This is a genomic window from Gracilibacillus kekensis (genome assembly GCF_900143085.1).
GTDB classification, from domain to species: domain Bacteria; phylum Bacillota; class Bacilli; order Bacillales; family Amphibacillaceae; genus Gracilibacillus; species Gracilibacillus kekensis.
Genome location: NZ_FRCZ01000001.1, coordinates 479,932 through 505,876 on the forward strand (window position 1 = coordinate 479,932; position 25,945 = coordinate 505,876).

Below are 25,945 nucleotides of genomic sequence, written 5' to 3' on the forward strand. Positions count from 1 at the left end.
ATATCTCAAAAGTGAAACACGAGAACCGTCCCCGTGTTTCACCCGTGCTGAAAGGTTGATTATATGAAGTGGGATGAGTTGGTTTCTTTTGTTGATGAGTTGATGGGTGGGTTGTTTTCGCTTAGGGTGTTGGTTTTGGATGCTGATCTTGAGGGTTTGTGGGAGGATTATGGGGAGCAGTTGCCTTTATTTTTGTCTGCTCGTCAAAAGCGGCAAATGACAAGTAAGTTGACTACGCTTCCAAGTCAGGAGATGATTACTCATTATAAGGATTCTTTGATGATGAACTATATTGTTTTTTATGCTGATCCTGAGTATATTATTGTTTTCGGACCATTTATTGAACAAGAAATTACCAAGGAAATAGCGGAGGAGTTAATGCAGGAGAATCATTTTCCTATTTCCTATTCGTTAGCTTTTTATACCTATTATGAATCCCTGCCCGTTTGTCGAAGTACCGAATTACTTTTTGTCGCAAAAACTATTATCAACAAGCTGTTCCACACGAAATCTGACCCTATCGTCAAAGAAATTGTATTAGAAAAGGCAGATCAATCATTAGATAAAGACACCGAACAAAAAGATTATGCCGAATCAATCATGCCCTTATTAGAAAAAAGGTATGAAGTGATCAACCAATTGTATTTAGAAGTTCAATATGGAAATACTTCGAAGGCCATTGAGCATCATCTCACTCTTAAGAAACATTTAAAAGTGATTAAACGTAACCGTAATCCATTACGTAATCAGAAAAATCTGGCTTTCGTTCATAATACCCACCTCCGGATTGCTAGCGAGCAAGCGAGTGTACATCCGATTTATCTGGACTCCATTTCTAATCATTATGCAATTCTGATTGAAGCATCGACTAATGTTTCCGAATTGGAGCAATTAGGTATAGAGATGATTAAAGAATACTGTCGTCTTGTTAAAAAATACAGTTTACGAATTTTCTCACCACTCGTTCGAAAAGTAGTGAACTACATACAACTTCACTTAAGTGATGAGCTGACATTAGATCAATTAGCTACATATACTGGTGTGAGTACATCTCACTTATCACGTACCTTTAATAAGGAGGTACATGAATCGATTCCTAATTATATTAATCATGCTCGTGCGGATAAAGCCGCTCAAATGCTTGAGTTCAGCCAGCATTCTGTACAAGAGGTTGGAGAATATGTTGGCTTCTATGACCTCAATTACTTTACAAAAGTTTTTAAAAAATATTATTACATGCCTCCAGCCCATTATCAAAAGAAACATTCTTATTATTAACCTAAAAAGAAGGGATAGCACAATGCTACCCCTTCTTTTATTAATAAGATATACCATATCCAAAACCATACGCATTCCCTTGCTTATCACGATACACGTAGTCTTTTCCTTTAGCAGAGCCTGGAATATCTCCTGGACTATTATCGAGAGCCTTTTGATCTGCAGGGATCGTAAACGGCAACTTTCCTGTTGGATGATATTTGCCACGAAGGACATCCATTAAAGGCTCATATTTAATACCAAATGTACTAAATACGGCACTTGCACCTGATTCCACCTCGCCGATTAACCATGGATTCGTCATATTAATTCCTACAATCGCAGGCACTCTTTTTTCAATTTCCTTTATCCGCGCAACATCCACACCCGTTTCTGTTCCTAACGCAACTGATAATGGTTGATCCGGACGATCAGCTACAGGGGTAGGAGACACAAGTAATAAAGCATCTGTCGCTTCCTCCAGATTGTCTGTTACGATTAGGTCTGGCTCGTGATTCTGGATCGCTTCTTTTAACTTGTCGCTTTCCTCTTTCGCTCCATCCTTTTGAAAAACTTCCACATATAGCTTCATATCTTTTAATTGCGCATCTTTTATAGGTAATGTCTCTTGATCATTTCTTAATAAGACGAACGATTGACGATGTGCTTGATCCGCTAATTTCTGGGATTCCTTACTTTTTGCTACTGCTTGGGCATGTTGCTCGTCAACATATGGATTTTCAAATAAACCTAATTCCATGATTTCCGTCAATAGATATGTCACCGAATGATCCAATTTATCTTCACTAACATAACCTTGTTCAACAGCGCTCAATAAAGTAGAAGGATCCGCCTCATCTGAAAACATATGAACACCTGTTTCAATTGCCTTCGCATATCTTTCCTCTGCAGATAAGTGCTCTACCCCCCACGGCATCATATTAATAATGCCGGTATCTGAATTTATATACCCTTTAAATCCTAGTTCTTTCCGCAAAACACCCTGTATAATCGCTTTATTATAAGCAAAACCAATCTCTTCAAAAGCTTGATCTTCTTTCAATTGTTGCGCGCTATGCTGATTACTAGGATAAGAATAGTAAGGCATAATCGAAGAAGTTCCTGCTTCCACTGCCGCTCGAAACGGTGGTATGTGATAGCGATACAGGCTTCCTTCTGTCGGATACGGGTTAAAACTGCCCCACGGATAATGTGGGTCATGCCCTTTATGTCGTGCCCCACCGCCTGGAAAATGTTTCGTTGTCATCGAAACACTAGTTTCTCCTAATTTTGCACCTTGAAAACCTGTGATCACGGAACGGATCATTTTTGAAACAAGATCAGGATCTTCACCAAAAGTGCCATTATAGCGCATCCAGAGTGGATCTGTCGCTATATCAGCCATATAACCATACATTTTATGAAGACCAGAAGCTCGCCATTCTTTCGCAGCAATTTCAGCGAATTCCTTCACCAACTTTTCATCATTAGTAGCAGCTAGACCTAGTTCACCAGGCCAAATTGAAAACTGTCCAGACGCTTCCATCATTCCGTGATACAAATAACCGATATGATTTCTGGGGTTGGATACCATCACAGCAGGAATTCCTAACCTCGAGCTTTCCGCAACCTCTTGAATCTTATTCGTCCATGTCGCTAAATCCTTTGCTTTTGGATTGTCACGAACAATAAAATACCTCAAATTTAAATCAAGTATCCCTTTTGTTGTTCCCGCATTGTATAACAATGGCTTTGGTAGCTCATAATTATCATCTCCTGGTTTAGAGAAAGGGTGTGTTTTTAATACGACATCTGTTTCGTTTAATAAGCCCGTTTCATCTGTTTCTTTCAACTTGTTTTCTCCAGGGATCTTAGCGGAGTTCGGCATATATTGAGACGATACCATCATTAATCCGGCTTTCTCTTCCAAAGTCATGCGTGACACGAGATCCTTCACTCTTTCTTCAATTGGAAGCTCCCAATTTTCATACGGATCCAGAACGCCATTTCCATTTAAATCACGGAACTGTTTGCCATTAACGGTGATCATATCTTTTACTCTCGTTGTTACTTTTTGAGTATGCATTTCTTCTCCTCCTCGTTTTATCTGTCACTTTTCTCTGTTTTTTTCATATCTGAGATCACTTGTTGAATTTCCTCCATTTTTGTATGATCCAATGGATAGAATCTCAACGCAATCAATGAAATCATCCATCCGAATATCGGAACACCAAACATCAAAATTAACGTAGTAATTAATAATGGTTGCGTCAGCGCCTCTCCTACTTGAGGAAATTCATCTTTATAACCGATAAAACCAACTGCTAAACCTACAATCACTGGTGCTAACGAGGACATCACCTTGTCAATTAGCGAGAAAGCTGTCCCGATCATACCAGGGACATATCTTCCAGACTTGTAGGTTTCATAATCTGCTACATCAGCAATCATTGGCATCACAAGAGGTGTAGTCAATTTTTCAATACCTTGCAGAATACTGTAAGCGATTAAGAAAATAATCGTGGTAAAGCCCAAATTATTAAGCGTGACTGTGCCTGGGTCGACCATTAAGAAAAATATAAATAAAAAGGCTGCCGAAAGAATCCCTATCCAAGTTGCTTTAACGAGAGCACTTTTCAACCCTGTTTTTGTTGCAATATTTACACCTAAAAAAGTAATCAAAATGGCAGGAATAACGGTTATCGCTGACATTGTCCCACTTAACGCATAATCCCCAATCATAATACCGAAGAACATGACATATACTGCAGGCTGCCTCATCACCATTACTGTAATTTTATCGGTAGATGCTGCAAGCACTAACATTTGAAGTGCTCGATTACCTTTTAAAATCGGCCAATAATCACGAAATCTTGTTTTCACATTGTTTTTCGATAAGCCGAAGTATTCTTTTCGGTCTTTTTGCCAGATCGCTATCGTTGCCAAAATGGTAAACAAGCCGGATAGAGCAATTCCATACATGTTTAATTCAGCAAAAAGCTCCATCGTAAAATCTCCATGTTTCTCCATTAAATAATTTGCAACGAAGATCTGACCACCAGTGAAAATACCAATACCATAGATCGAATCATATATAGTGAATAAGGGACGTTGCTTAGGATGGTTCGTTAATACCGTTTGTGCTGCCTTTGTACACGCAGTCTGTAGAGTATAACCAATAATGTAGACACCGTACATTAATGCAAAGAAAATTAATTGCATTGACTCAGGTAATAAATGCGTTACATTGTAAATGATTAAGACAGAACCAGCTAAAATGATGTTACCGACAATCATGAGAGGTCTGAATTTACCAAATCTCCCTTCTGTCTTATCGATAATAAAGCCAATAATCGGATCGGTAACCGCATCAAACACCCTGCTTCCCCCGATAATTGCACTCGCTGCTACAACTGCCAATCCGGCAATCCCAGTCACATAGTACGATACAAAACCAATAATAAATAAATAAAGATTGGTAGCGCTATTATTTAAGGCAAATAAGCCAATCTTCCACCATTTAGAGGTATTGTAATTTGTTTGATTATCCAACGTTATTTCTGACATATCGCTTCCCCCTCTTTGTATTTTTCTATACTTTTGAAAACACTTTCATTAATCAGAAAAAAATATAGCAGATCCTCTGATTTCTGATAACGCTTACTGAAACTCAGTATAACAACTCGAAATTTAACTAATTAGAAATATTTTGATCAAATACAGTTTATTTTGATTAATAAAGATTTTTTTATGAGTATGCTTTATCACTTCTGAAAAAAATATTAGGAAAATATCTAGTAATGTGTTTACTACATTCGTAAACGGAAGAAATGAAATTTAAACTTTCCCATCTCCATATGATGCTTTGCCAACTCAACAATTTAGCAAAATGATGTGACAATAGGACATGTTGTTGGCGAAAATAGTTACAATTTGTGCTTACTTGTCGATTTTTAGGGTATCTATTAGTTATATAGAAGGATACAAAGGTATGTTGCTTAAATCTATTTATGGTTCATAAATACATACTTCAAACTTTGTTATGTTATTATTAAGTCTATTGAAAGAGACTTATAATGATAAAATTTACCCAATTCATTTGGATTTTTGATAAAAGAGTTGTTAAGACCAATCATTATACTTAAAAGAAAGATTATAGATTTTTCAGCGTTAGTTACGCATTACAATTATTGTCTATCAAGAGAGGGGTTACATCGCGTTGGAAGCAGAATATAATTATTACTTGGTTACACTATCTATTATTATTGCCATCATTTCCTCCTATTCAGCACTTAGCATCACTTCGAGAATCTCAAATACAAAAGGGAAGAGTCGAATTTTCTGGTTGGCATCTGGTTCTATCGTAATGGGAGCAGGTGTATGGTCAATGCATTTCATTGGCATGCTAGCCTATCACATACATGATGCAGTAGAATATGATATTTTCATAATATTGCTTTCGATGTTTGCAAGTATAGGTTCCTCATTTATCGCCTTTTACATAACGATGCCTAAAATAATTAATCGAAACAAAATTTTATTTGGCGGATTATCTATGGGTAGCGGCATCGTCACTATGCATTTTGGGCATGGAAGCGATGATTATGGAAACAGAGATCACTTATCAGACATTTAAAGTGATTTTGTCGATTATGATTGCCTTTATCGCTTCATATGCAGCTTTATTCCTGTTTACACGTTTTCGTAATCATACTACTATAAGTTGGACGAAGTGGTTATCAGCTATTTTAATGGGATTGGCTATTTGCGGGATGCACTATACGGGGATGAGTGCTACTACATTTCAAACTACAGAGGACATGAACATCAGTCGCATTCGATTAATATATTTTTATCGTTTGGTGTGATCGTTACAATCTTCCTTATCATTATAGTTTCATGGGTTGCCATGTTTTTCGATCGTTATGTATTAGAGAAAATGGCCTATCGAGATTCATTAACAAACTTATATAATAGAAACGAAATGAACCTTTTTTTAAACAAACAATCAATAGGTCAAAAACCAGGAGTGTTATATTTAGATATTGATCATTTTAAAGCAATTAATGACACATTAGGACATGACACGGGTGATTTATTATTAACAAAAATAGGAGAACAATTAAAAAAATGGGAGAAGGATCAAGTTATACCGTATCGAATAGGTGGGGATGAGTTTTTAATAATAACAAAGGATCAAGACTTATCAGCTTTAGAGCAATCGGCTCACTCCTTACTAGAACAAATTAAGCAGTCTTTTCACATAGAGGGCAATGAGCTTTATGTTACTGGAAGTATTGGAATTGTAGTTGGTTCCAATGAAGAATCTGACCACACTAAATTGCTGAGAGCTGCAGATACAGCAATGTATGTAGCCAAAAAGAAAGGGAAAAATCAATTCTCTGTCTATACGACACAAATGGGACTAAAAGAAGTAAGGAAAATGGAGTTAGAAAAAGATTTGCAAAAAGCTTTAAAAGATAACCAATTTTATATGGAGTATCAACCGAAATGGAACGTCAAAACGAATACTTTATACGGTTTCGAATCCTTGATCCGTTGGAAACACCCACGTTTAGGGATTATTTCACCAAGGGAATTTATACCAATAGCAGAAGAAACAGGTTTAATTATACCTTTGACTAGGTGGACGTTAGAAGAAGCAACAAAGCAATGCAAAGTCTGGCACTCACAGGGTATTATTCAGCCAGTAGCTGTGAACATCTCCAAATCTGTTCCATACGGGCACACTATATAATTTAATTGCTTCCATTTTAGAAAAAAATAATTTAGATCCAACATATTTAGAACTAGAAATTACTGAATCCATGATGTTGCAGGATTTAAGTGATATTATAAAACAACTGGAAGCGATTCAAGCACTTGGAGTAAAAATATCAATGGATGACTTTGGAACAGGTTATTCCTCCTTAGGGTTACTGGATGTCTTACCGATACAAGCCGTGAAATTAGATAGAATTTTCACAATGGATATTGAGAATCCCAGTAAGCGTGCGATTATTCAGGCAATTATTCTATTAGCAGAATCACTAGAATTAGACGTCATTGCAGAAGGCGTCGAAATCGAGAAAGAAATCGACCACCTAACAAAACTAGGCTGCTTCGTCATGCAAGGCTATTATTATAGCAAACCACTAAAAACAGAAAACATCAAAGACTGGTCATTCAAGACACCAGTGTGAAACGCCGGGGACGGTTCTTTTGTTTCATTCTTTTATCATAAAATCTAGCGTAGAATGAAACAGCAGAACCGTCCCCATGTTTCACCATTTCACCCGTTAACAATCAACGCTATTGCAATCCCAATTACACTCATCATCAGTGAAAACAGAATATTCTGTTTGGTGATAGTGTATGGGTTTATTTTCATGCTTTGTGATGTCATCGTGGCGTTGATGCCATATGGTGATGATGCCGAGGTCGCCAGTGCTGATATGATTAAGACGATCCCGATACTTAATGGATTAACGTAAGCAAACATTGGCTGTAAAACCTCCAACAATATCGCTACTGTTGCAATTGGGTGAACGCCAACCATTGCCAATACGAAATAGATGACTGTAATAAACACAAAAACCACAATGAGATAATCCTGCATGGAACCCATCAATTGCTGGAGCAATGAAGGAACTGCGCTATTATTAAATCCTCCTGAAAAGAAACCTAATGACAAAAATAAAACCGCAAAATTTTGAAGATGGTTCGTATAATTTTTCCAAGAATACCAACCATCCTTTAAAAAGGTACCCGCTTTGCCAATTAAGACCGACCAAATCAAAGAAAATGGGAAAATAACCATTGTAACACTTAAAATAAAGCTCATGTTTGTTATTTTATTGACAGATAGAATGAGCACTAAAAAGACAGTCAACATTCCAAACATTTTCAGTAGATGTGGCCATAAAACGGACCAAGCAATGCTCGTTGAAGCAGATTTAATCTCCCATCCTTTATAGCGATTTTTCGACATTAGGATGTCCAATAAAGCGATTAAAAAGGAACTAATCAAAAGCCATGGCAAATACACCAGATAACTAACACCCGTTCCATCGACGGTCAATCCAACAACAACCTCCATCGGACTCCAAATAATCGCAACCGAAAATGCCCGTAATGTCGTTTCGATAATAAACGAGTTTCGTATTTTTTCTGGCAAAGATACTAATTTCTCACGCAATAACTCTTGAGCTAAGTAAATCGCGGATATATTAAGAAAAATTAATAAGGAATACGTCGTGGCTATACTTTTACTATAAAGCTGGGCTAAGTCGCCATTTTTGCTCACTAATAACTGGGCTAAGTATTGATCATATGTACCCAATTTGAATACAGTCCGAATCCACGGCAATAAACTTAGAAAGATTAAAATCGGTAATGAGGTGAGAATATGACGGATAATCTCATCGAAGGACACACCACTCCCTAAGCTCAAGCTCGCCCCAATTATAAAAAAGAGAATACTGATTGTTTTAAATAGATTACTCGCCCAGAACCAGGAAAGCATAAAAACCAATAATGCATAGATCGCTATTACTATTTCGACCTTCACACTCCCCAGTGCAAGTGCGAGCAAAAACATCAAAAATAATAATCCATAAATAATGTAAAATCGTTGATGCACAGCCTGTAACATGATTACGCCTTCTTTCTACATAATAAGAGGTCGAGCAATTATACTCAACCTCTTGATCTACAATTAGTATATCATGAATATAGAGACTTTTTCCTTTGTAACCATTTAGGTAACTGAAACAGTAGAACCGTCCCCATGTTTCATTTTATTGATTGATAAATCGGAAAGTCCTGATCGTTCCAAGCTTTTTTAGCTGTCCAGTCTTCAGCGGGGGCTTTCCAGAATGATGCATGAACATCAAGACCCAATGGCAAATAAATAAACGCAGCTAAATACAAACTTCCTGTCGATATGTAATGCTCTCCTATTGTCTGCTGATGCCCTGTCAAACCGATCGTCAGCCAGCCATTTTCATCAAACATATGCTGAGACTGAAAGGTGCGTCTAATGACAGCTGTTAACCCTTCTCTCACCTGAGCATCATGAATAGAAGCTGGTAATTCACCGCGAAGAGCCTGATTTGCCAAATGATGAAAAGCACCAAAACGATAGGCAAGCGACCGACCAATTGGCGGAAACGTACCTTCAGGAGAAATCAACCGTTCCTGGTACAATGCATATTGTTTTGCCCTTTCGATGAACACCTTTCTTGTCTCCTGCCATTCAGAATATTCCTCACCAACTACATCTAAAATATCGACGAGAAATGGCTGAATCACATAACTATTATAATAATCAGCATGGTAAGCAGGGCCATCACTGTAGTGACCATCACCAACATACCATTGTTCAAATTGTTTCAAAGCATAATCAATCCGCATTGAATCCCAATCCTTTTCACCTATTCGAAAAAGGCATGCTTCAATCATCGCTGAAAACAACAACCAATTAGAATAGTGCGGTTTGTATGCCCGTGTCTGTTTTAAAGCAGTAATAACCCTTTTTTGTGTTAAAGAATCTAATTTCTCCCACAATTGAACCGGCGCACGCAGAATTGCTTGCGCAAAGAAAGCAGTATCCACCAGCGGCTGACCTTCTTCGGAAAAATTCATATAATCCGTTGATGTCGGATCCACCGCATATGCTATTCCCTGGCGAACTTTTTCGGCAAAGCTTACTTGTAATCTTGCCTCTTCCGGATCATCGACTTCTAGTTCCAGCCACGGACTGATGCCATTAATCGTCCGTGCAAAAGCCTCTAAATGCGAATAGCGCTCACGACTTGCGCCCTCGACTTCCTCGAGAGGCATCCGCTTTTTTAATTCCCCAACGCTTGCGGCATCTATGACTGGTTTTACTATCTGTTGCATCGTTGTTATCCAATATTTTCGAGTCTCCATCTTCCTAACTCCCTTTGACATTATTTTTCATGCCGTAAAATTAACTCTTTTCGATTTTTAATTTGCGTCATCGCTCTGTAGGCAAACCACATGATAATAAGACTAGTGGCGCTTCCAACAAATAAAAAGAAGACGCCCGGCAAATAAAGTGTAATAATAAAAAATCCGAATAAATTTACCAAAATTAAAAATGTTTGCAGTGGTGCAGAAAAAGCGATAATGAAAGAAAATATTATGGATTCGATCATTCGCACATCATAATGAATATAAGTTGGGAATACATATAAAAAGACAATAGCAACCAAAAATAAAATAGCAAATAAAAAGAAGAAGAATAGATTTCCTATAAAATGATTCATTACCTGTGTAAAGTATAAATTGAAGTAGATCAAAATAAAAAGCAATACGAAAGGAAAACCGATTACATTCGCTTGTTTAAAATTGTTTTTATACACAACCCAAAAATAAGGTAAGATAGCAAATGACGTATTGCCTCTTATCCATTTTCTCTCGACAGCAAACATTGCAATTGTCGCAGGAAAAAATCCAACTGCCAAGAGTCCCAACAAGCTAAAAACGATCCACAGTATATTCAAATATGCAAGACGAGTTAACCATACCATGCTCCGATAAATTATACCATCCTGATGCATAACACACCTTCCTTTTTTAGAAAAAAGTCATTCCCTAACCTCTAAAACAACAGAATAGCAGAATAAGGGAGAAGCATATTCCCCCTTATTCTCTACAGTACTATTTTATTAACGATTTTCCAGCCATTCGACACTTTCTTTTTGGGCTTTTTCAACTGCTTCTTGTGCAGATCTTTCACCTGTAAGTGCTGCTTCCACCTCAGAGGTTAAAATAAAACGAGGTTGGGAAGAGGCCCATGGATATCTTGGAGTCCAAGGAGTACTCATTGCCTCAACCGTTGGCTCCATCAGATTTTCCACCTCTGCATAACTATCCCAAGTTTCTACAGATTGTACGGAAGGCATTGCATTTGCTTCTTCAAATACATATTGCTGTACAGTATCGCTCGTAGCAAATTTCATCCATTCCCATGCTAATTCTTTGTTTTCACTATCTTTTGCCATTGTGATCGGAGAGCCGGCAAACATACCACCTACACCGTCATCATTTTTAAATTCCTGTGCGATACCAATTCGATCACCTAAATCTTGGGCATATGCTGGCATAATCGTATCCCCAGGCCCTTGATTTAACATAATCCCAATATTATTCTCATGTGTTAACCACTTCTCAGCCCCTTGATTACTTACTAAACCTTCTGGTGCATATTCTTGCATTTCTAACAACCACTCTAGCCCTGAAACCATTTCTGGACTATCAAATTCAAATTCAATTTCATCCCAGGCAAATCCGGTACCCCACTGTCCTCCCTGACCTTCAGCAAGGTTGATCAATGTAAAGGCTGAGGACCAATCGCCACGGAACCACAGACCATAATTCTGTTCACCAGTTTCTGGGTTTGTACCTGTCATTTGTTTCGCTTTTTCTGCAATTTCTTCCATGGTAGGGTATTCGGATAAATATTCTACGCCCCATTCGTCAAATAACTGTTTGTCATAGGTAATAAAACGCGCATCACCTAAAAATGGTAATCCAAACACATCCAATTCGTCACTATCCGGACCTAGAGCCATCCAGCCTTCCATCTGATTATCAATAAAGATATCCGTTGAAAACTCTTCATCTTCATCAATCCATGGTTGTAACGGTTCCAGTAAACCCTGTGCAGCAAAATCTGCAATACCTGGCATTTGATAAACATCTGCTTCACCAGATGTTAGCATTGCTTGTGTTTTTTCCGTGTATCCTTCCCATGGCATAATCGTAAATTCAACAGTCGCACCCGGATGTTCTGATTCAAACTGATCCTTTATTTCCTGTAATCCCTTCGTTGTTTGACCAGTTATAGGGTCTGTTGAATCTTCCATATTAAAATCTCCAATTAATTGAACATTGATCGTTTGACCGTCCCAGTTCTCTCCACCTTCAGAACTAGTATCATTGCCTTCTTCACTGGTCTCAGAACCTGTATCAGACTCGCCACCTGTTTCATCATCAGAACTACACGCTGTCATAATTACCATTGAAAATAAAAGTGCTAACACTAACAATAAGGACCATTTGATTTTTTTCATTTTTTTACCCCCTGTATGGTTTATAGTAAAATCGTTGACTGATAATGCAACTATTTATTCCCCCTTTACTCCGCTTAAAGCGATACTTTGAATAATGTACCTTTGTAAGAAAAGGTACAACACTACAATTGGTAATATACTAACAGTGGCTAATGCCATCGTTAACCCACCTAAACTAGTACCATTCTCTAATGAAAAACTCGCGAGATATAGTGGTACGGTATGAAGTTCCTGATTATTCAGTACGACTAGTGGCCACATAAAATCATTCCAGCTCCAAATAAAAGATAGAATAACCATTGTTGCTGCAATCGGTCCGGCTAGCGGTAAATAAACGGTAAAGAAAATACGAAATTCCCCAGCACCATCGATTTGTGCTGCCTCCCTTAAAGTAGTTGGCAATTGGTCAAAGAATTGCTTACACAAAAAGATAAGCATGCCGTTAATAACCGTTGGTAAAATTAATGGCCAAAAAGAATTTAATAAACCAAATGAGTTAAACAATGTATACAATGGAATCAATCGTGGTTCCATTGGGATCATCAACGTACACAGTACTAAAATAAAAAGCAGTCTTTTATACTTAAATGTACCTTTTGAGAAGGCATATCCCGCTAACAATGAAGCACCTACCTGGAGAGCTACAGAGCTCGTGGTTACAATACCTGAGTTAATATAGGATTGAATCAGGCGGCCATTTTCAAATACGATTCCGTAGTTAAATGATGAGATCTTCTCCGGAATCAATCGCGGTGGAAATGGCATTGTAATATTCGCAGTTCGATCAAATCCAACACTTACCATCCAAATAAACGGCATCATTAACAAGACACCAAAAATTAGCAGGATGACGAATTTAATTATTCCAGTCGTATTATCCATCGACTTTTGATTCATTTTTCATACCTCCTATCGCTACAGATTCATTTTCGATACTTTTAAATTAATAAAGGTAAAAATCAAAATAATAATAAACATAATATACGTAGCAGCTGAGGCGATCCCAAACTCAAACCCAGTGAAACCTCTCTCATAGATGAAAGCTCCCATTGTTTGGATAGACCGAGCAGGGCTTCCATTCGGTCCACCGAGTACATAAACCTCATTAAATCGTTGCAGACCACCAATCCAACCTGTTATCAATAGGAAAGCAAAAGTTCCTGACATATTCGGAATCGTGATGAATAGCCATTGCTGAATCTTACTGGCACCATCAATTCGTGCCGCTTCATACATTTCAGGTGAGATCGCTTGTAAATTGGCTAAACAAATAATGATGACAAAGCCAATCCAATGCCATACCGCTAAAAGAATAACTCCCCATTTTGAAGTAGAAGGGTCTGAAAACCAAGTGGATGTTGGCAACCCCACTGCATCTAGAGCATAGTTGACTACCCCCATCTCTGGGTGCAGAACAAATTGGAAGATCATTGCTGCCGCTACAATAGAAGTTACATTCGGTAAGAAATAAATAACTTTAAAGAAATTCTGTCCTCTGCGAACAGAGTTAATCATCGAAGCAAAGATAAACCCTAGCGGTATCGTTAATGCAATTTGAAAAAAAGCGATAAAAAATGTATTCCAGACAGTGTTCCAAAAAGTCGCTGACGTCAGAACGAGTTGGAAATTACTTAAACCAGTAAACGTTTCGATCGTTCCATTTGATTGATAGAAACTTAAACGAAAAGATTCAACGATTGGATAAACCATAAATAGTAAGATACCAATAAAACTTGGCAACAAAAACAGATACCAGGTGAATGTTGCTTTTCGTTTCTTTTGTTTGATCGTCGTGACATCTTCACTTGGTAACACTGTTGTATCCGCTTTCATATTTTCTTTATTCAATGCTTTCCCCTCCCCCTTCATTTAGCAACTTTATTAGAATGATACCGTTTATCTTATTAAAGTAACTTCATTCTACTTCATTTTAAAATCGTATTCTTGTCGCTGCTTGCACTCTTAATTAAAGTGTTTGCACGATATTGCTTACTTAACGGAATAAGCATTCCCCACAGATCTTTCCCGCATTCTGTTGCGATATACAGAAGGTGACACTTGATAACAGGCTCTAAACTTACGACTAAAATGAGAGGAACTGTCAAAGCCTGCTTCAATAGCAACTTCCAATATCGACTTTGATGTCTGCATCTCCAACAAATATTTTGCGCGTACTAACCGACGTTGCATTAAATATTGCATAATCGTCATACCTGTAATATCTTTAAATATTCTCGCCATATAATACTTACTGATATGAAGGGATTCGGCAATATCATTTAAGGAAATATTATCTTGATAATGTTGATCAATCCAGGCAATAATCCGATGAACATGACTACTCTTATCATTATTGTGCATCATGATGCTATTTAATTTACCTTTGCTTAATTCATAAATAATAAATAACAGTTCAATTAACATCGTCGTAACTTCCGCCTCTAACAGACGCTTTTGAACCTCTGATTTATGGTGATCTTGTTGCTGTATTTGTTTTAATTGTAGTTTCTTCACCATCTGCATAATACTTTCATACACATCACGATCGACTTTACGAAACAATGAATTCGATAGCTCATCAAAAGGTGTTAATAATTCTGGCACATTTAATTTATCAAGAATCGGGCGAATCCATTCCGAAGAAAATTCAATGACACTACGTTCATAAGGACAATGGACATCTGGCGATGGACCATGCAAACTCGAACCATTCATAATAATAATATCGTTTTCTTCCAGTTCAATAATATCGTCATTAATTAGATACTTGCAGTCTCCATTGTGATAAAAATAAATTTCATAAAAATTGTGCGAATGAACAAAAAAATCTTGTTCCTCAAAATCAACATCAACATTGCGATAGACAATATTAAATTTATCTAACGACTCATTCACTTTTTTCACCATCCGATCCCCCTCGTTTTAGGTGCATTCAAATTACGTATTACGTAAAGATACGTTCTAAATAAATCTTGGCTAGTTTAACGTCACCAGGAAAATCCTCCCATTCACATTCAATCGAAATTCTTTTATCATAGCCTGCTTTAACGATATGTTCCTTTAATACATCATAAGGATAATTCCCCGTACCTGGAGCCAGTCGACCAATGTCAGCTACATGAATGTGTTGTAAATAGCGGCCTGCACTTTCAATATTTTCAATCGGTTCTTCTTCTTCCATCATATGATATAAATCAGCTAAAACCTTAATGGAAGGGTGGTTTAGCTTTTCTGCCAACGCTACAGCTTCTGGTACACTTGTAATAATATTGCTTTCTTTTTTGTTCAAAGGTTCGATAACGATCGTTATTCCTAGTGGCTCCGCAATATTTGCTACCATTTGTAAGAAGCGGATAATTTGTACTTCTGCATCACCTTTTGAGAAGCCATTAGGGTAACTGCGGGCTCCACCACTACCGAATACAATGGTGTCAGCCCCAATTGCATGGACTCTTTTCAAAGCCTTTTTAATATACATTTCTAATTGTCGAAAATCAACGTTGGGACCTGTCACATGTAAATGACCTGGAAGCAACATATTACAGGCTTCAACAGGAATAGGAGATTGTTTATATTTTTCAAAGATTGCATCAAATTTTTGATCATCTTCGGGAACTAATGAAACAACCGAACATTCTAGAAAATCATAACCTGCTTCCTTCACAACTACGGCATCTTCTATACTTCCACACACACCTAACTTGATAATGACCATTCCCTTCCTAATTTTTCAGGAGTTCTTTGTCCATTGTTCCAGCCATTTATAATTGTGACAGAGAGCTGTTGCTGTATCGTATTGGCTACTAAAATCTTCAATTCCGATATATCCATCATATCCAACCGATTTTAAATCAAGTATTACCTGCTGCCAGTCCACAATTCCTTTTTCGACTGGTGCCCATTCGACTCGCCACTTCACGTCTCCAGCCTCTGTTTCAGCATCATTGACCCATATTGCATTTTTCATATGGATATGCGCTAAATAATCTCCCAACATTTGCATACCGAGAAGATGATTCTCATACCCTTCATGCACCATGTTACCTGGATCATAAAGAACACCGACATACTTAGCATCCAACCCTTCCAATAACCGAAGAGCTGCTGAGGCGCTTGCCGCAATGGTGTTGTGATGTGTTTCAATAAGTCCTTTCACACCATATTTACTACACAGTTTTTCTGCTTATTTCATGTATTGTCTTGCATTTTCGAACAACTCTTGGAAATTTCCGTCACGATGATACTTTGGAACACCTAAACGAATAAACGAGGCCCCAAGTTTATTCGCAACTTGTAAAACCTGCTCTGTCTCTTCTAAATTATCTGTTAAATAAGGGGTCACACTTAATGTTTCGATGCCATATTGAGCTGTTAATTGTTTCAGCCTTTCTAATTGGTCATCCGTCGCTTCTGGATCAATGGTACATTTATTGTTCCGCCAAAAACTTGTCTGTTCTTGCTTTAGACTGTCTGATATTTCTTTAAATCGCCATTCTACAGCTTGATAACCCGCTTCCTTCATCATTGGCAATAAAGCTTCAGGTGATTGATCATGGGCCATTACGGAGAACACAGAATACTTCACCTTGTTACCCCCTTTTGTATTTGTAAACGTTTTCTTTTATTCTTATTCAAATACTATCAATATTTTTCATTCGATTCTCTAATCTTATTGCTCTTCATTTGACTGAGATTGCTCAACGGTTCGATAAATTCCAATAATAATTCTGGTCAACATCCCTATTACAAAGGGTTTGACAACATTCTTATGTTGCTCAACGAATCGTATTTTTCTTCCTTGTATTTTTCCGATATTACTAAAAAACGGACAACATGTCTTATTAAAAGTTGAAGCATTTTCTCAAATTCAGAACGTAATTCTTTTACCATGGGAACGAAAAAATAATACACTATTTGACATTCTCTTCCTCATGTGATATTATTATTTAGTTAACAAATGTGAGGTAACAAATAAGAGTATCTGGCATTCTGCATGAAGTTTTTTGAAGATGCTTATTCACACTGGCGCGACTTCGGGGTCGCAAGGACGTAAGAGCAGGTAGGGCTTACGTTGCTTAAGTTAGAAAATTCCAGTGGAACATGTACCGCGGTTAAGTGAAATTCCAATTATGAAATTTCCCACCCGAGTTTATCGGGATAAAAAATAATAAATCTTATGCGTTACTTTATCAAACAAAGGGGTACTCTTATTGTAAGAGTACCCCTTTTCCAATACATATAAAATGAAAGTAGGTCTTGATATGAACAAACCAATAGGTACAATTCAAACATTGGAAGTAGTAAGAGAAATGGATACTGGCTATGTACTAGAAAACGATATCCTTTTGCATCATAATGAAACAGACTCCGCACTCGACGAAGGGGATATGACAGAGGTTTTCCTTTATCGAAATAAAAAAGGGCAAACAATTGCTACGACCCAATTACCACATATTCAAATCAATATTTACGGCTGGGCAGAAGTCGCGGAAGTGTTGCCACACCTAGGTGTTTTTGTAAACATTGGTACATCTAAAGAAATGCTCGTTTCAAAGGATGACCTTCCATTATTTGAAGATGTATGGCCAATTGCAGGCGATCAGCTCTATGTCACGTTAGGAAATGATCAGAAAGGTCGTCTTCTCGCACTTCCGGCTACAGAAAGCATCTTTGAGAGGGAATTTGAAGCAGCACCAGATCGGTTATTAAACACGACAATTACCGGGCGTATTTACCGAACAGGCAGAGAAGGATCTGTAGGCATAACAGAAGAAGGCTACCGGGCGTTTATCCATCACACCGAACAAAAAGAAGAGCCTCGGCTTGGTGAACAAGTGAAAGGTCGCGTGATTGACATTAAGGAAGATGGCACGATCAATGTTTCGTTAAGACCGTTTAAAAAGGAAAGTATCCGTGAGGACGCTGATGAAATTTTAGCTCATTTAGAAGAAAATGATGGTGTGATTTCATTTTCTGATAAGAGTGATCCTGAAGCAATCAGAGATACTTTTCATATTAGTAAAGCAGCCTTCAAACGAGCACTTGGAAAATTAATGAAGCAAAGAAAAATCGAACAAGTCGATGGAAAGACCTATCTAAAACAATAACCTCTTTTTCAAGCTTCACGGGAGACAAAATGGATTCCCGTGAAGCTTTTTTATTACCTGTTCTTGGATATTGCCGCAGTCCTCAGAAATATCAACAAAATGATTAGTTCCATTAGAAAGCCTATCGATTGCGCCAGAGCACCGATCGATCCGCCCCCATCTGGAAAAACAAAAATGAGGATAAATAAGGCGGTTACGGCTGCCACGACATTACCTGTTTGCGAAAAAGACATAATCTTAGTTTTGTTTCGAATCATCAGGATCCCATTGGCAAAATCGATCCACGGAAAACAGAGTGTAAAAAGCACAAAGAATTGCAATGCTAAAATACTATGGTCAAGTAACTCTCCGGAAACGCCAATGATATTTTCAAAAATCCATACCCCAACTGGTGAATAACCAATAATCATTAACATGATACTTGGGATCAAGCTCATAATTGCTGTAAATCGAAGTACTGCACCTTGATCTTTCGGATAAAAATTAATAACGATCTGATGCACATAGGTGGCAATACTATTCAGTAAATGCACGACAGATAAAGCGACGGCATAGGAAGCAATCGCAATTTCCGCTTTTGTACTCCAACCAAGCACTGCATTTATCGTTGGTGTTACACTAACCGCAATCAAAGACGCTATCATTAACGGACTGTAAAAACGGAAGATCTGTGATTGCTTTCTAATATGATGCTTGTCCTTTTTTGGTGGTAACTCCTTGACGATCAACCTTCCCTCCAACACACTGACAAGAGCCTCAACTGCCATTCCAGCTAAAAAGATGTAAGCACCAATATAACCGTGATTCACCTTATCATTTGCAAGCAAAAACCAAGCTAAAGCAGCCATAACTATTAATCGTATCGCCATCCCTATTGTCAGCCATTTTGTTTTCAGATTGGAAATAATCACACCTTGATACAAACAACGAACTCCTGAAAAAATCGTGACGAACATCAAAACGCGATAGGCATCTATTGTAGGCTGCAGCATCCGGTCACTAACACCAAGTAATCCAGAAAAGAATACCTCTCCCAATGGCGTGTAGGCCAGGATCAGGCTTAACAAAAAAATAGCTGCCAATACATAAAAGGTAGCATTTTTCATTAATTTGTAGGAAATACGATCGCGCACTAAGGTTGAACACGTTTGTCGTAATATAACCGCACAGCGTTCTAATAATGCGAAAAGACTCATAGCAACAGAGTAACTTGCAATGACAACCGCCGGATCTGGTGCACGAGCTAGTGTGCTGTTGATGATAACATGAGAAATGGTTACCAAACTTGCAGATAAACCTAGCGGAATAAAGAAATATAAAAGTGTACGAAACGAAACATGGTGTCTAGTTGAATCCGCTTTCTCTACTTTCATTATGAACACGTCCCAAAGTATGTTTAACAAACATTGCAGTATATTACGTAATACTACGCATACGAAAAAAGCATTAGGTTAAACTAATTTCGTTAAGCATATCTCATTTAATCATAGATTAATTTTAAGAATAATGCTAGTTTAAGGACCATTCATAGAAAAGATTTCATCGTGATTTAACAAAAGCTTTTCGAATTCTAATGAACTTCAAATCACAAAAAAATGAAACAGTAGAACCGTCCCCACTGTTTCCTACCATCTGGCAATATGGTCTTCTGCCCAGCCAAACAGATTTTCGATTTGTATGTACTGTCCACCATTGAGTTTAATGTTGCCGGTATAAGTACCGAATAGTTGATGTACTTCGGATTGAATGATGATCGCATTTGTTGCAGCAACACGTTCATATTCCGGGGTGAAAGTAAGGTTCACTTGATTCGTGTGTCGTGTTTTCATTTTCCATGGCTGCATCCAGTTATCCTTGTTATATTCCCATTCCATGTCATCATGAATTTTATGTAGTTGCCCATTAACAATGATTCCGTTCTCATTTTGTCCCGTTCCATCAGTCCATTGACCACCGATATTAATACCGATTAAATCATTATCTTTGCTATAACCTGAAGCAGAACCCCAATTCCATTTCGATTTGTATGGCCATTTTCCTCGACCAAAATCTAAACAGGCAAAACTATCTTTACTGTCAAAAATAAAGGTGTTTTCTCCCCAATCCACTTTTCCTTGGGTCGGGAGGGCCGGTTGTTTTGCTGTGTATTGAAAGTGCTTTTCACTCCATGGAATAACGACATGCAACGCTTCTAATTGTTGCTGCCTTTGTATCATGAGATCTGCAGTTAACATTTCCTTCTGTTCGCCAAAATCCGGGCATTTCACATGTATTTTTGTTTGATTTGTGTCTTCACTAATTAGAATGGTCATTTTATCACTTTTAAACTGCACCGATTCTAATACCTTAACAGGCATCTCAATTCCCCTGCTTAAAGGGATCAACACGGTTTCTTCGGCAAATGCTTTCGTTTCCCGGTCATAAATATATACAAACAGACTTGCTGCATAATCAATATCCGAAATCGTTGCTGAGAAAAGCAAGTGATCATTGGTGACACACCAGTAATTCCACTTTTTCTTGCGTCCAAAGGATCCTTTTACATTAGGGTGAATAAAAGGATCACGTGCCCAACCGATTGCTTCAGGATTTAACTTACCATTTTCCTTACAAAGGGGTGTTTTTGAGATAATTTCCTTTGCCAATACTGCTCTCTCCTTTTTTAACGTCTCTATTGAAAGGCTTAACTTCTGAGCAAATAATGCTCTGTTTTTTCAGCCACTATTGGTCTACTAAAATAGAAGCCTTGCGCATACGTGCAATTCTCCTCTTTAAGTATATCTCTTTGCGCAGCTTTTTCTACACCCTCGGCAGTGACCGTTAGTTCTAATGAATTAGCCATAGAAATGATAGCACGAACAATGGCAGCATTATCCATATCATCATCCATATCTCGTACAAACGACTTATCAATCTTTATGTTAGTAATTGGTAAATGCTTTAACATTGCTAGTGATGAGTATCCTGTACCGAAGTCATCAATTGCAATTTGCACGCCACTTTTCCCTAATTCCCTTAAGATATTTATACTGTTTTTCACATTCTTAATCGCCATACTTTCTGTGATTTCCAGACATAAAAACGATGGTGATAAGTCAGTTTCTTCTAAAATAGTGGTAACCGTTTGTACAAAACCTTCTTGTTCTAACTGTTTCGGAGAGATATTCACCGATATTGGCACCGGTTTAAAGCCTTTATCGATCCATTTTTTATTTTGCAGACAGGCTTCCTTTAATACCCACGTTCCAATAGGAATAATTAATCCAGTCTCTTCTGCTATTGGTATAAAATCGAGTGGTGAAATCAAACCTTGCTCAGGACTATTCCATCTTATTAATGCTTCCACACCTGTAACTTCATTTGTTTTCATATCTACTATTGTTTGATAATTCAGTATTAATTCCTTGTTATCCAATGCTTTTCGCATGCGATTTTCTAACAAGAATCGCTTGGTTGTTTGTGAATCAACATCAGAAGTATACATCTCCATTTGACTTTTGCCATTTTCTTTGGCTTTATACATAGCCATGTCTGCACGACGAGATAATTCGTCGAAATCTCCTCCATTGTCTGGATAAATACTGACCCCGATACTTGCCGATGTAAAAATTTCTTGATTTTGTATAATGAAGGGCTGTTTAAATTTCGAAATAATTTGTTCAGCCACTCGATAAACTTTGTTTACATCTTTAATACTAGACAATAGAATAATAAATTCATCACCGCCTAAGCGTGAAACGGTTGATTGTTTTTGTTCATCTTTCGTGTTCAGCGTTTCTTTAACTGATCGCGTTAAAGATTTAGCTACCTTTTGCAACAATTGATCACCTGCAAGATGTCCTAATGTATCATTGATGACTTTAAATCGATCCAAATCGATCATTAAGATCCCCAGTTTATAGTTATGGTATATCGCATTCTTTTTATAAGAATCCCAACGTTCCTTTGCCATTTCTCGGTTTGGTAAACCAGTGAGACTATCATGAAAAGCTAGATGTCTGATTTTTTCCTCTGTTTTTTTCTTTTCTGTGATATTTGTGATCGAACCAATAATGCGAATCGATTTTCCTTTGTCATTACGAATAGCATCACCTGTTACATATACCCAGAGCTCTTCCCCTGTTTTTCCATGCAAGCGAAACTCCACTTTTAATGGGACATTCTTATCTTTCAGCATTTGAATTTGATTAACTACATCGGTAACGTCTGCCGGATGAATTAAATTTAAAAATGCTTGTGTATCTGCGGGCAATTCTTGGTGAATAGCATTAAAAATATCCTTACTGCGTACGTTCCAGCGAATACGATTCGTTTCTGTATCCCAATCCCAAATCCCATCATTTGTGGATCGTGAGACAATTTCAAGTTGTTCTGCAATCGATTGGGTCTGTTCAAATAAATCATCTCTCTCTAATGCAGCTGCTGAAATCGTAAAGCTTACCTGTGTTATATCTGCAGAACTTATTAAAATATATTCATCAACATTACTAACTATTGCGATAAAACCCCAATCCCCTCGTTCATTCCTGACAGATTGTACACGAACAAACTCATCATCTTTCATTTGAGGTAACCAATCAATTGGCGGAAATTGTTCAATGGGGACTCGCAGTCCAGTTGGAGGTACGGGATCATCGTGATTACTAAATGCTTGTGCTATTACTACATGTTTCTTCTCTTTATCGTTTTTATCCCATAAAGCTAAACAACCCCATTGATTCTTCTCTCCAAACATATTGGATAGACGGAATTTTTTCTCTCTAGCGGACGTTGCCCATTTCTCAACAAAATTATCATATCGTTTAATAATGTTCTCTAAATTTGCCCTTGTTCCGAGCAACTGATTTTGGTTTTGCACATCTTCTTCTGTAGATGTTTTCACTTGAGCAGCACAGCCACAAGAGGTTCGACAAATAAGATTTGTTTTTATCTTCGTGTGCTCGGAAATTATGGTTTCTCCATTCATTTTTCGATAAAGCACATCAAAGCTTGCCTTGGCCAGATCTTCGAATGACTGTTTCACTGTAGACAAGGGGACTTTAAAGTCTTGAGCCGATGGTATATCATCAAATCCGATCACTGCTATATCTTCCGGAACTCGATAGCCTGCTTCTGTTAAGCCGTCAATCAACCCCATTGCATTAAAATCCGTTGCTGCAAAGATCGCCGTAAAATCAATTCCTGCTGCCACCATTCGCTTTGCAACTTCATAACCACTTTGCCTTAATGCATCATTACTTTGGTAAAATAAAGCTTCCTCATAAGGTACACCTGACTGAGATAACGCTTCCAAATAACCAGTGTAACGATCCTTCATATCTAAGTGTTCATGAATGCTGCCAACAAAGGCAATTCGTTGATGTCCATGCTCCTCCATTAAATGAAGTACTGCATCCTTAGCTGATTGAACATTATCTATGATCACTCCATAGGAGGGGATCGAATCTTCCTGATAGCCAACAGTAACAATTGGTTTACCGGTTTTCTCCATTTTGTCTAATAATACCTTATCCAGTGGCAATACAGACTGTGGATTGGTCATTAATAACCAGCCATCCATCACATCGGTCCCTACTGGATAATGAAAAGATACTGGGTTATTTACACTAGCACGGGCCTGAAAAGTAAATAAACTTGATTGTGTATTTTGAATTTGCTGCTGAAGATTAATGAAAATTCTTCCGTAATAATCCCCATCTAAAAAAGGCGATATAAGACCAATCTTCTTGTTTTTGTCCATTTCCTCACCACCCTGAAATTCCGGTTATATGTACCCACTGGCTATCTATTCGTGCAAGCGCTCTAATTCAATGTAGAGATTTAGGTCTTTTTATTCAATTGTAGCATATTTGTAAAAGGTTTCACACTAACGAATTGAATTGATCTATGGGGGTTACGAATGATGACAGATTTAGCGTATGTTAATGTCTTTCATACTTTATTTTTTTTATTATTTTTAATGCTTGTTCAATATAAATAAAAAGCATTTTTTTATCTTCCTCAAGAATATTTTTTGATTGGAAAAATAATTGGCTTGAAAATCTTGAATCATTATTTAAAAATGACAGAAGCCCTTCCAGATCTTTTTCAATAAACTCTACAATAACTTGTTCCGATATAAACGTTTCTGCTATTGGTCTTTGTATTAACTCATTTAAGTGAATCTGATCCAGGTTATCATTAAATAAATCTTCCACTTTTATTTCTAAAACGGTACATAAGTCTATCACTTTATTGATAGAGGCATTATCAAAATCCCTCTTTATCATCGAAAGTAAAGTAGAATATGGCACTTCGATTTTCTCTGATATTTCCTTTATAGTTAAGCCTTTTCGCTTAACAAACTCAACAAAAAATTCCCCTCTTTTCAACAACACCACTACTTTCTTTTATATAAGTAAACACTGAGTTTAACTAGATATTCCTTAGTCTTCCTCAAGAAATATAGTAAATATTACCCATATACATATATACCCAGCATTATAATAATCAAAATATACCATAATAATGGTATTTACTATTATAAATATTTAATCAAAAGACTCACATGCACAATTACTAACCCTATTTACCTATTAATAATATACTATTTGTCATCAACAGTAAATATTTAACGGTTTATTTTTGTAATTTATTTCTTTTGGCAATATCTCAATAATTGTATAGCAAAGCAGACACACTCTTCGGATAACCTTTCTCTTCACGGGATAAGTCCTCCCCTTCACTGGATAACCTCTACGCTTGACGGGATAACTACTCCTCTTCACGGGATATGTGCACTTATCCCGTGAAGAAGCAGAGTTATCCCGTTAACAGCAGAAGTTATCCCGTGAAGAAACGCCTCAATACAAAAAGCCCTGCAGAGATTTCTCTCAACAGGGCTTCCTGATTACTTCAATTATGCATTAAGGTAAGATGTCAATATACCATTCGTGTTTGTGTTTTACTATACTAAACTCTTTTTATACGTGGATCAGTGAATATATCTTCTTCGTCTGTACTAGTAGTAGAAAATTCTGAAACTACTGAGCCTTCTTTACCAGCTTGAAACCAATGCAGTGTATCTGGAGGAATTGTAAATTGTTCTCCCGGATGTAATATCACTTCATGAAATACGGTGTAATATTGCTTGTCTTCTTTAGGTGGAGTTGCTACTGGATTAATTGTTTTATCTCCCTCTACATACAAATAAACAACACCTGATCTACATCTAAACGTTTCTTCTTTTCCCTCATCAAAAGAGCGCTTCGGATGTTTATGCTCTGGACACGTTTGATGTGGTAATAGCACTAAATCTTTGGCACAAACCTTATTAGTATTAATATACGTAAATAACTGTAATCCGCTAACTGTAATGTTATCTAAACCAAAATCTGCAATTTCAATATGATTAAATTCTTCATCTGTCAGAACAATATTCAGTTCTTGAAATTTTTTTAAAACATAATCTTTGATTTCTTTATATTCCCTTTTTTCCAT

Annotated in this window: 21 protein-coding genes and 1 pseudogene; 5 read left to right on the forward strand and 17 right to left on the reverse strand. The window is 37.3% G+C overall.

Translation table 11 applies throughout. From position 1 onward, the window contains the following. Nucleotides 1–63 precede the first annotated feature (63 nt). Nucleotides 64–1,278 carry an AraC family transcriptional regulator gene (locus BUC25_RS02280; protein ID WP_073199269.1) on the forward strand — a complete coding sequence of 405 codons (1,215 nt, stop codon included), beginning with the start codon at nt 64–66 and terminating at the stop codon, nt 1,276–1,278. Between the two features lie 40 nt (nt 1,279–1,318). On the opposite strand, the gene BUC25_RS02285 is transcribed toward BUC25_RS02280, so the two are convergent. Together BUC25_RS02285 and BUC25_RS02290 are read right to left on the reverse strand one after the other, a co-directional pair. Next, complete coding sequence (locus BUC25_RS02285; protein ID WP_073199271.1) at nt 1,319–3,343, reverse strand: glycoside hydrolase family 3 protein; 2,025 nt, start codon at nt 3,341–3,343, stop codon at nt 1,319–1,321. 17 nt (nt 3,344–3,360) lie between these two features. Next, nucleotides 3,361–4,824, reverse strand: a complete 1,464-nt coding sequence (locus tag BUC25_RS02290) for an MFS transporter (protein ID WP_084543326.1) — start codon at nt 4,822–4,824, stop codon at nt 3,361–3,363. A gap of 652 nt (nt 4,825–5,476) precedes the next feature. Between BUC25_RS02290 and BUC25_RS19745 the strand changes: the two genes are divergently transcribed. The 3 genes and pseudogenes from BUC25_RS19745 to BUC25_RS19755 all read left to right on the forward strand — a co-directional run bounded on the left by BUC25_RS19745 (nt 5,477) and on the right by BUC25_RS19755 (nt 7,460). Continuing rightward, on the forward strand, nt 5,477–5,893 hold the full coding sequence (locus tag BUC25_RS19745) for an MHYT domain-containing protein (RefSeq protein WP_342039382.1): 417 nt from the start codon (nt 5,477–5,479) through the stop codon (nt 5,891–5,893). Then, a complete protein-coding gene (locus BUC25_RS19750) occupies nt 5,862–6,125 on the forward strand; it encodes an MHYT domain-containing protein (protein WP_342039383.1) in 264 nt (87 codons plus the stop codon). The genes BUC25_RS19745 and BUC25_RS19750 overlap by 32 nt, the downstream gene beginning before the upstream one ends. 116 nt (nt 6,126–6,241) lie before the next feature. Beyond that, nucleotides 6,242–7,460, forward strand: a pseudogene (locus BUC25_RS19755) (putative bifunctional diguanylate cyclase/phosphodiesterase). Nucleotides 7,461–7,549: 89 nt separating this feature from the next. On the opposite strand, the gene BUC25_RS02300 reads toward BUC25_RS19755, so the two are convergent. The 10 genes from BUC25_RS02300 to BUC25_RS19515 all read right to left on the reverse strand — a co-directional run bounded on the left by BUC25_RS02300 (nt 7,550) and on the right by BUC25_RS19515 (nt 16,944). Further along, nucleotides 7,550–8,911, reverse strand: coding sequence for a hypothetical protein (locus tag BUC25_RS02300; RefSeq protein WP_073199273.1), 1,362 nt, complete (start codon nt 8,909–8,911; stop codon nt 7,550–7,552). 140 nt (nt 8,912–9,051) lie between these two features. Then, nucleotides 9,052–10,191 (reverse strand): DUF2264 domain-containing protein, encoded by a 1,140-nt coding sequence (locus tag BUC25_RS02305; RefSeq protein ID WP_073199275.1) that lies wholly within the window; start codon nt 10,189–10,191, stop codon nt 9,052–9,054. 20 nt (nt 10,192–10,211) lie between these two features. Then, nucleotides 10,212–10,844 carry a YesL family protein gene (locus BUC25_RS02310; protein ID WP_073199277.1) on the reverse strand — a complete coding sequence of 211 codons (633 nt, stop codon included), beginning with the start codon at nt 10,842–10,844 and terminating at the stop codon, nt 10,212–10,214. A 108-nt stretch (nt 10,845–10,952) separates the two neighbouring features. Continuing rightward, nucleotides 10,953–12,359, reverse strand: coding sequence for an extracellular solute-binding protein (locus BUC25_RS02315; protein WP_073199279.1), 1,407 nt, complete (start codon nt 12,357–12,359; stop codon nt 10,953–10,955). A 54-nt stretch (nt 12,360–12,413) separates the two neighbouring features. Continuing rightward, a complete protein-coding gene (locus BUC25_RS02320; RefSeq protein ID WP_073199281.1) occupies nt 12,414–13,256 on the reverse strand; it encodes a carbohydrate ABC transporter permease in 843 nt (280 codons plus the stop codon). An 18-nt stretch (nt 13,257–13,274) separates the two neighbouring features. After that, nucleotides 13,275–14,207: a carbohydrate ABC transporter permease gene (locus BUC25_RS02325; RefSeq protein WP_244535104.1), complete on the reverse strand. Its 933-nt coding sequence runs from the start codon at nt 14,205–14,207 to the stop codon at nt 13,275–13,277. A gap of 141 nt (nt 14,208–14,348) precedes the next feature. Further along, nucleotides 14,349–15,263, reverse strand: a complete 915-nt coding sequence (locus BUC25_RS02330; protein WP_073200446.1) for an AraC family transcriptional regulator — start codon at nt 15,261–15,263, stop codon at nt 14,349–14,351. 40 nt (nt 15,264–15,303) lie between these two features. After that, nucleotides 15,304–16,074: a sugar phosphate isomerase/epimerase family protein gene (locus tag BUC25_RS02335; protein ID WP_244535105.1), complete on the reverse strand. Its 771-nt coding sequence runs from the start codon at nt 16,072–16,074 to the stop codon at nt 15,304–15,306. A 15-nt stretch (nt 16,075–16,089) separates the two neighbouring features. Continuing rightward, nucleotides 16,090–16,533 (reverse strand): sugar phosphate isomerase/epimerase family protein, encoded by a 444-nt coding sequence (locus BUC25_RS19510; RefSeq protein ID WP_280174042.1) that lies wholly within the window; start codon nt 16,531–16,533, stop codon nt 16,090–16,092. A 9-nt stretch (nt 16,534–16,542) separates the two neighbouring features. Then, nucleotides 16,543–16,944 carry a sugar phosphate isomerase/epimerase family protein gene (locus BUC25_RS19515; protein ID WP_244535107.1) on the reverse strand — a complete coding sequence of 134 codons (402 nt, stop codon included), beginning with the start codon at nt 16,942–16,944 and terminating at the stop codon, nt 16,543–16,545. Nucleotides 16,945–17,620: 676 nt separating this feature from the next. On the opposite strand from BUC25_RS19515, the gene BUC25_RS02345 reads away from it, so the two are divergent. Beyond that, on the forward strand, nt 17,621–18,466 hold the full coding sequence (locus tag BUC25_RS02345) for a CvfB family protein (RefSeq protein WP_073199284.1): 846 nt from the start codon (nt 17,621–17,623) through the stop codon (nt 18,464–18,466). 53 nt (nt 18,467–18,519) lie between these two features. Here BUC25_RS02345 and BUC25_RS02350 read toward each other — a convergent pair whose 3' ends face one another. The 5 genes from BUC25_RS02350 to BUC25_RS02370 form a co-directional block, all read right to left on the reverse strand. Then, on the reverse strand, nt 18,520–19,839 hold the full coding sequence (locus tag BUC25_RS02350; protein WP_073199286.1) for a multi antimicrobial extrusion protein MatE: 1,320 nt from the start codon (nt 19,837–19,839) through the stop codon (nt 18,520–18,522). Nucleotides 19,840–20,091: 252 nt separating this feature from the next. Then, nucleotides 20,092–21,111 (reverse strand): DUF2804 domain-containing protein, encoded by a 1,020-nt coding sequence (locus BUC25_RS02355; protein WP_073199287.1) that lies wholly within the window; start codon nt 21,109–21,111, stop codon nt 20,092–20,094. Nucleotides 21,112–21,149: 38 nt separating this feature from the next. Beyond that, complete coding sequence (locus tag BUC25_RS02360; protein ID WP_073199289.1) at nt 21,150–24,206, reverse strand: EAL domain-containing protein; 3,057 nt, start codon at nt 24,204–24,206, stop codon at nt 21,150–21,152. A 181-nt stretch (nt 24,207–24,387) separates the two neighbouring features. Then, nucleotides 24,388–24,837 carry a helix-turn-helix domain-containing protein gene (locus BUC25_RS02365; RefSeq protein ID WP_139251751.1) on the reverse strand — a complete coding sequence of 150 codons (450 nt, stop codon included), beginning with the start codon at nt 24,835–24,837 and terminating at the stop codon, nt 24,388–24,390. Between the two features lie 580 nt (nt 24,838–25,417). Next, on the reverse strand, nt 25,418–25,945 hold the full coding sequence (locus BUC25_RS02370; protein ID WP_073199293.1) for a D-lyxose/D-mannose family sugar isomerase: 528 nt from the start codon (nt 25,943–25,945) through the stop codon (nt 25,418–25,420).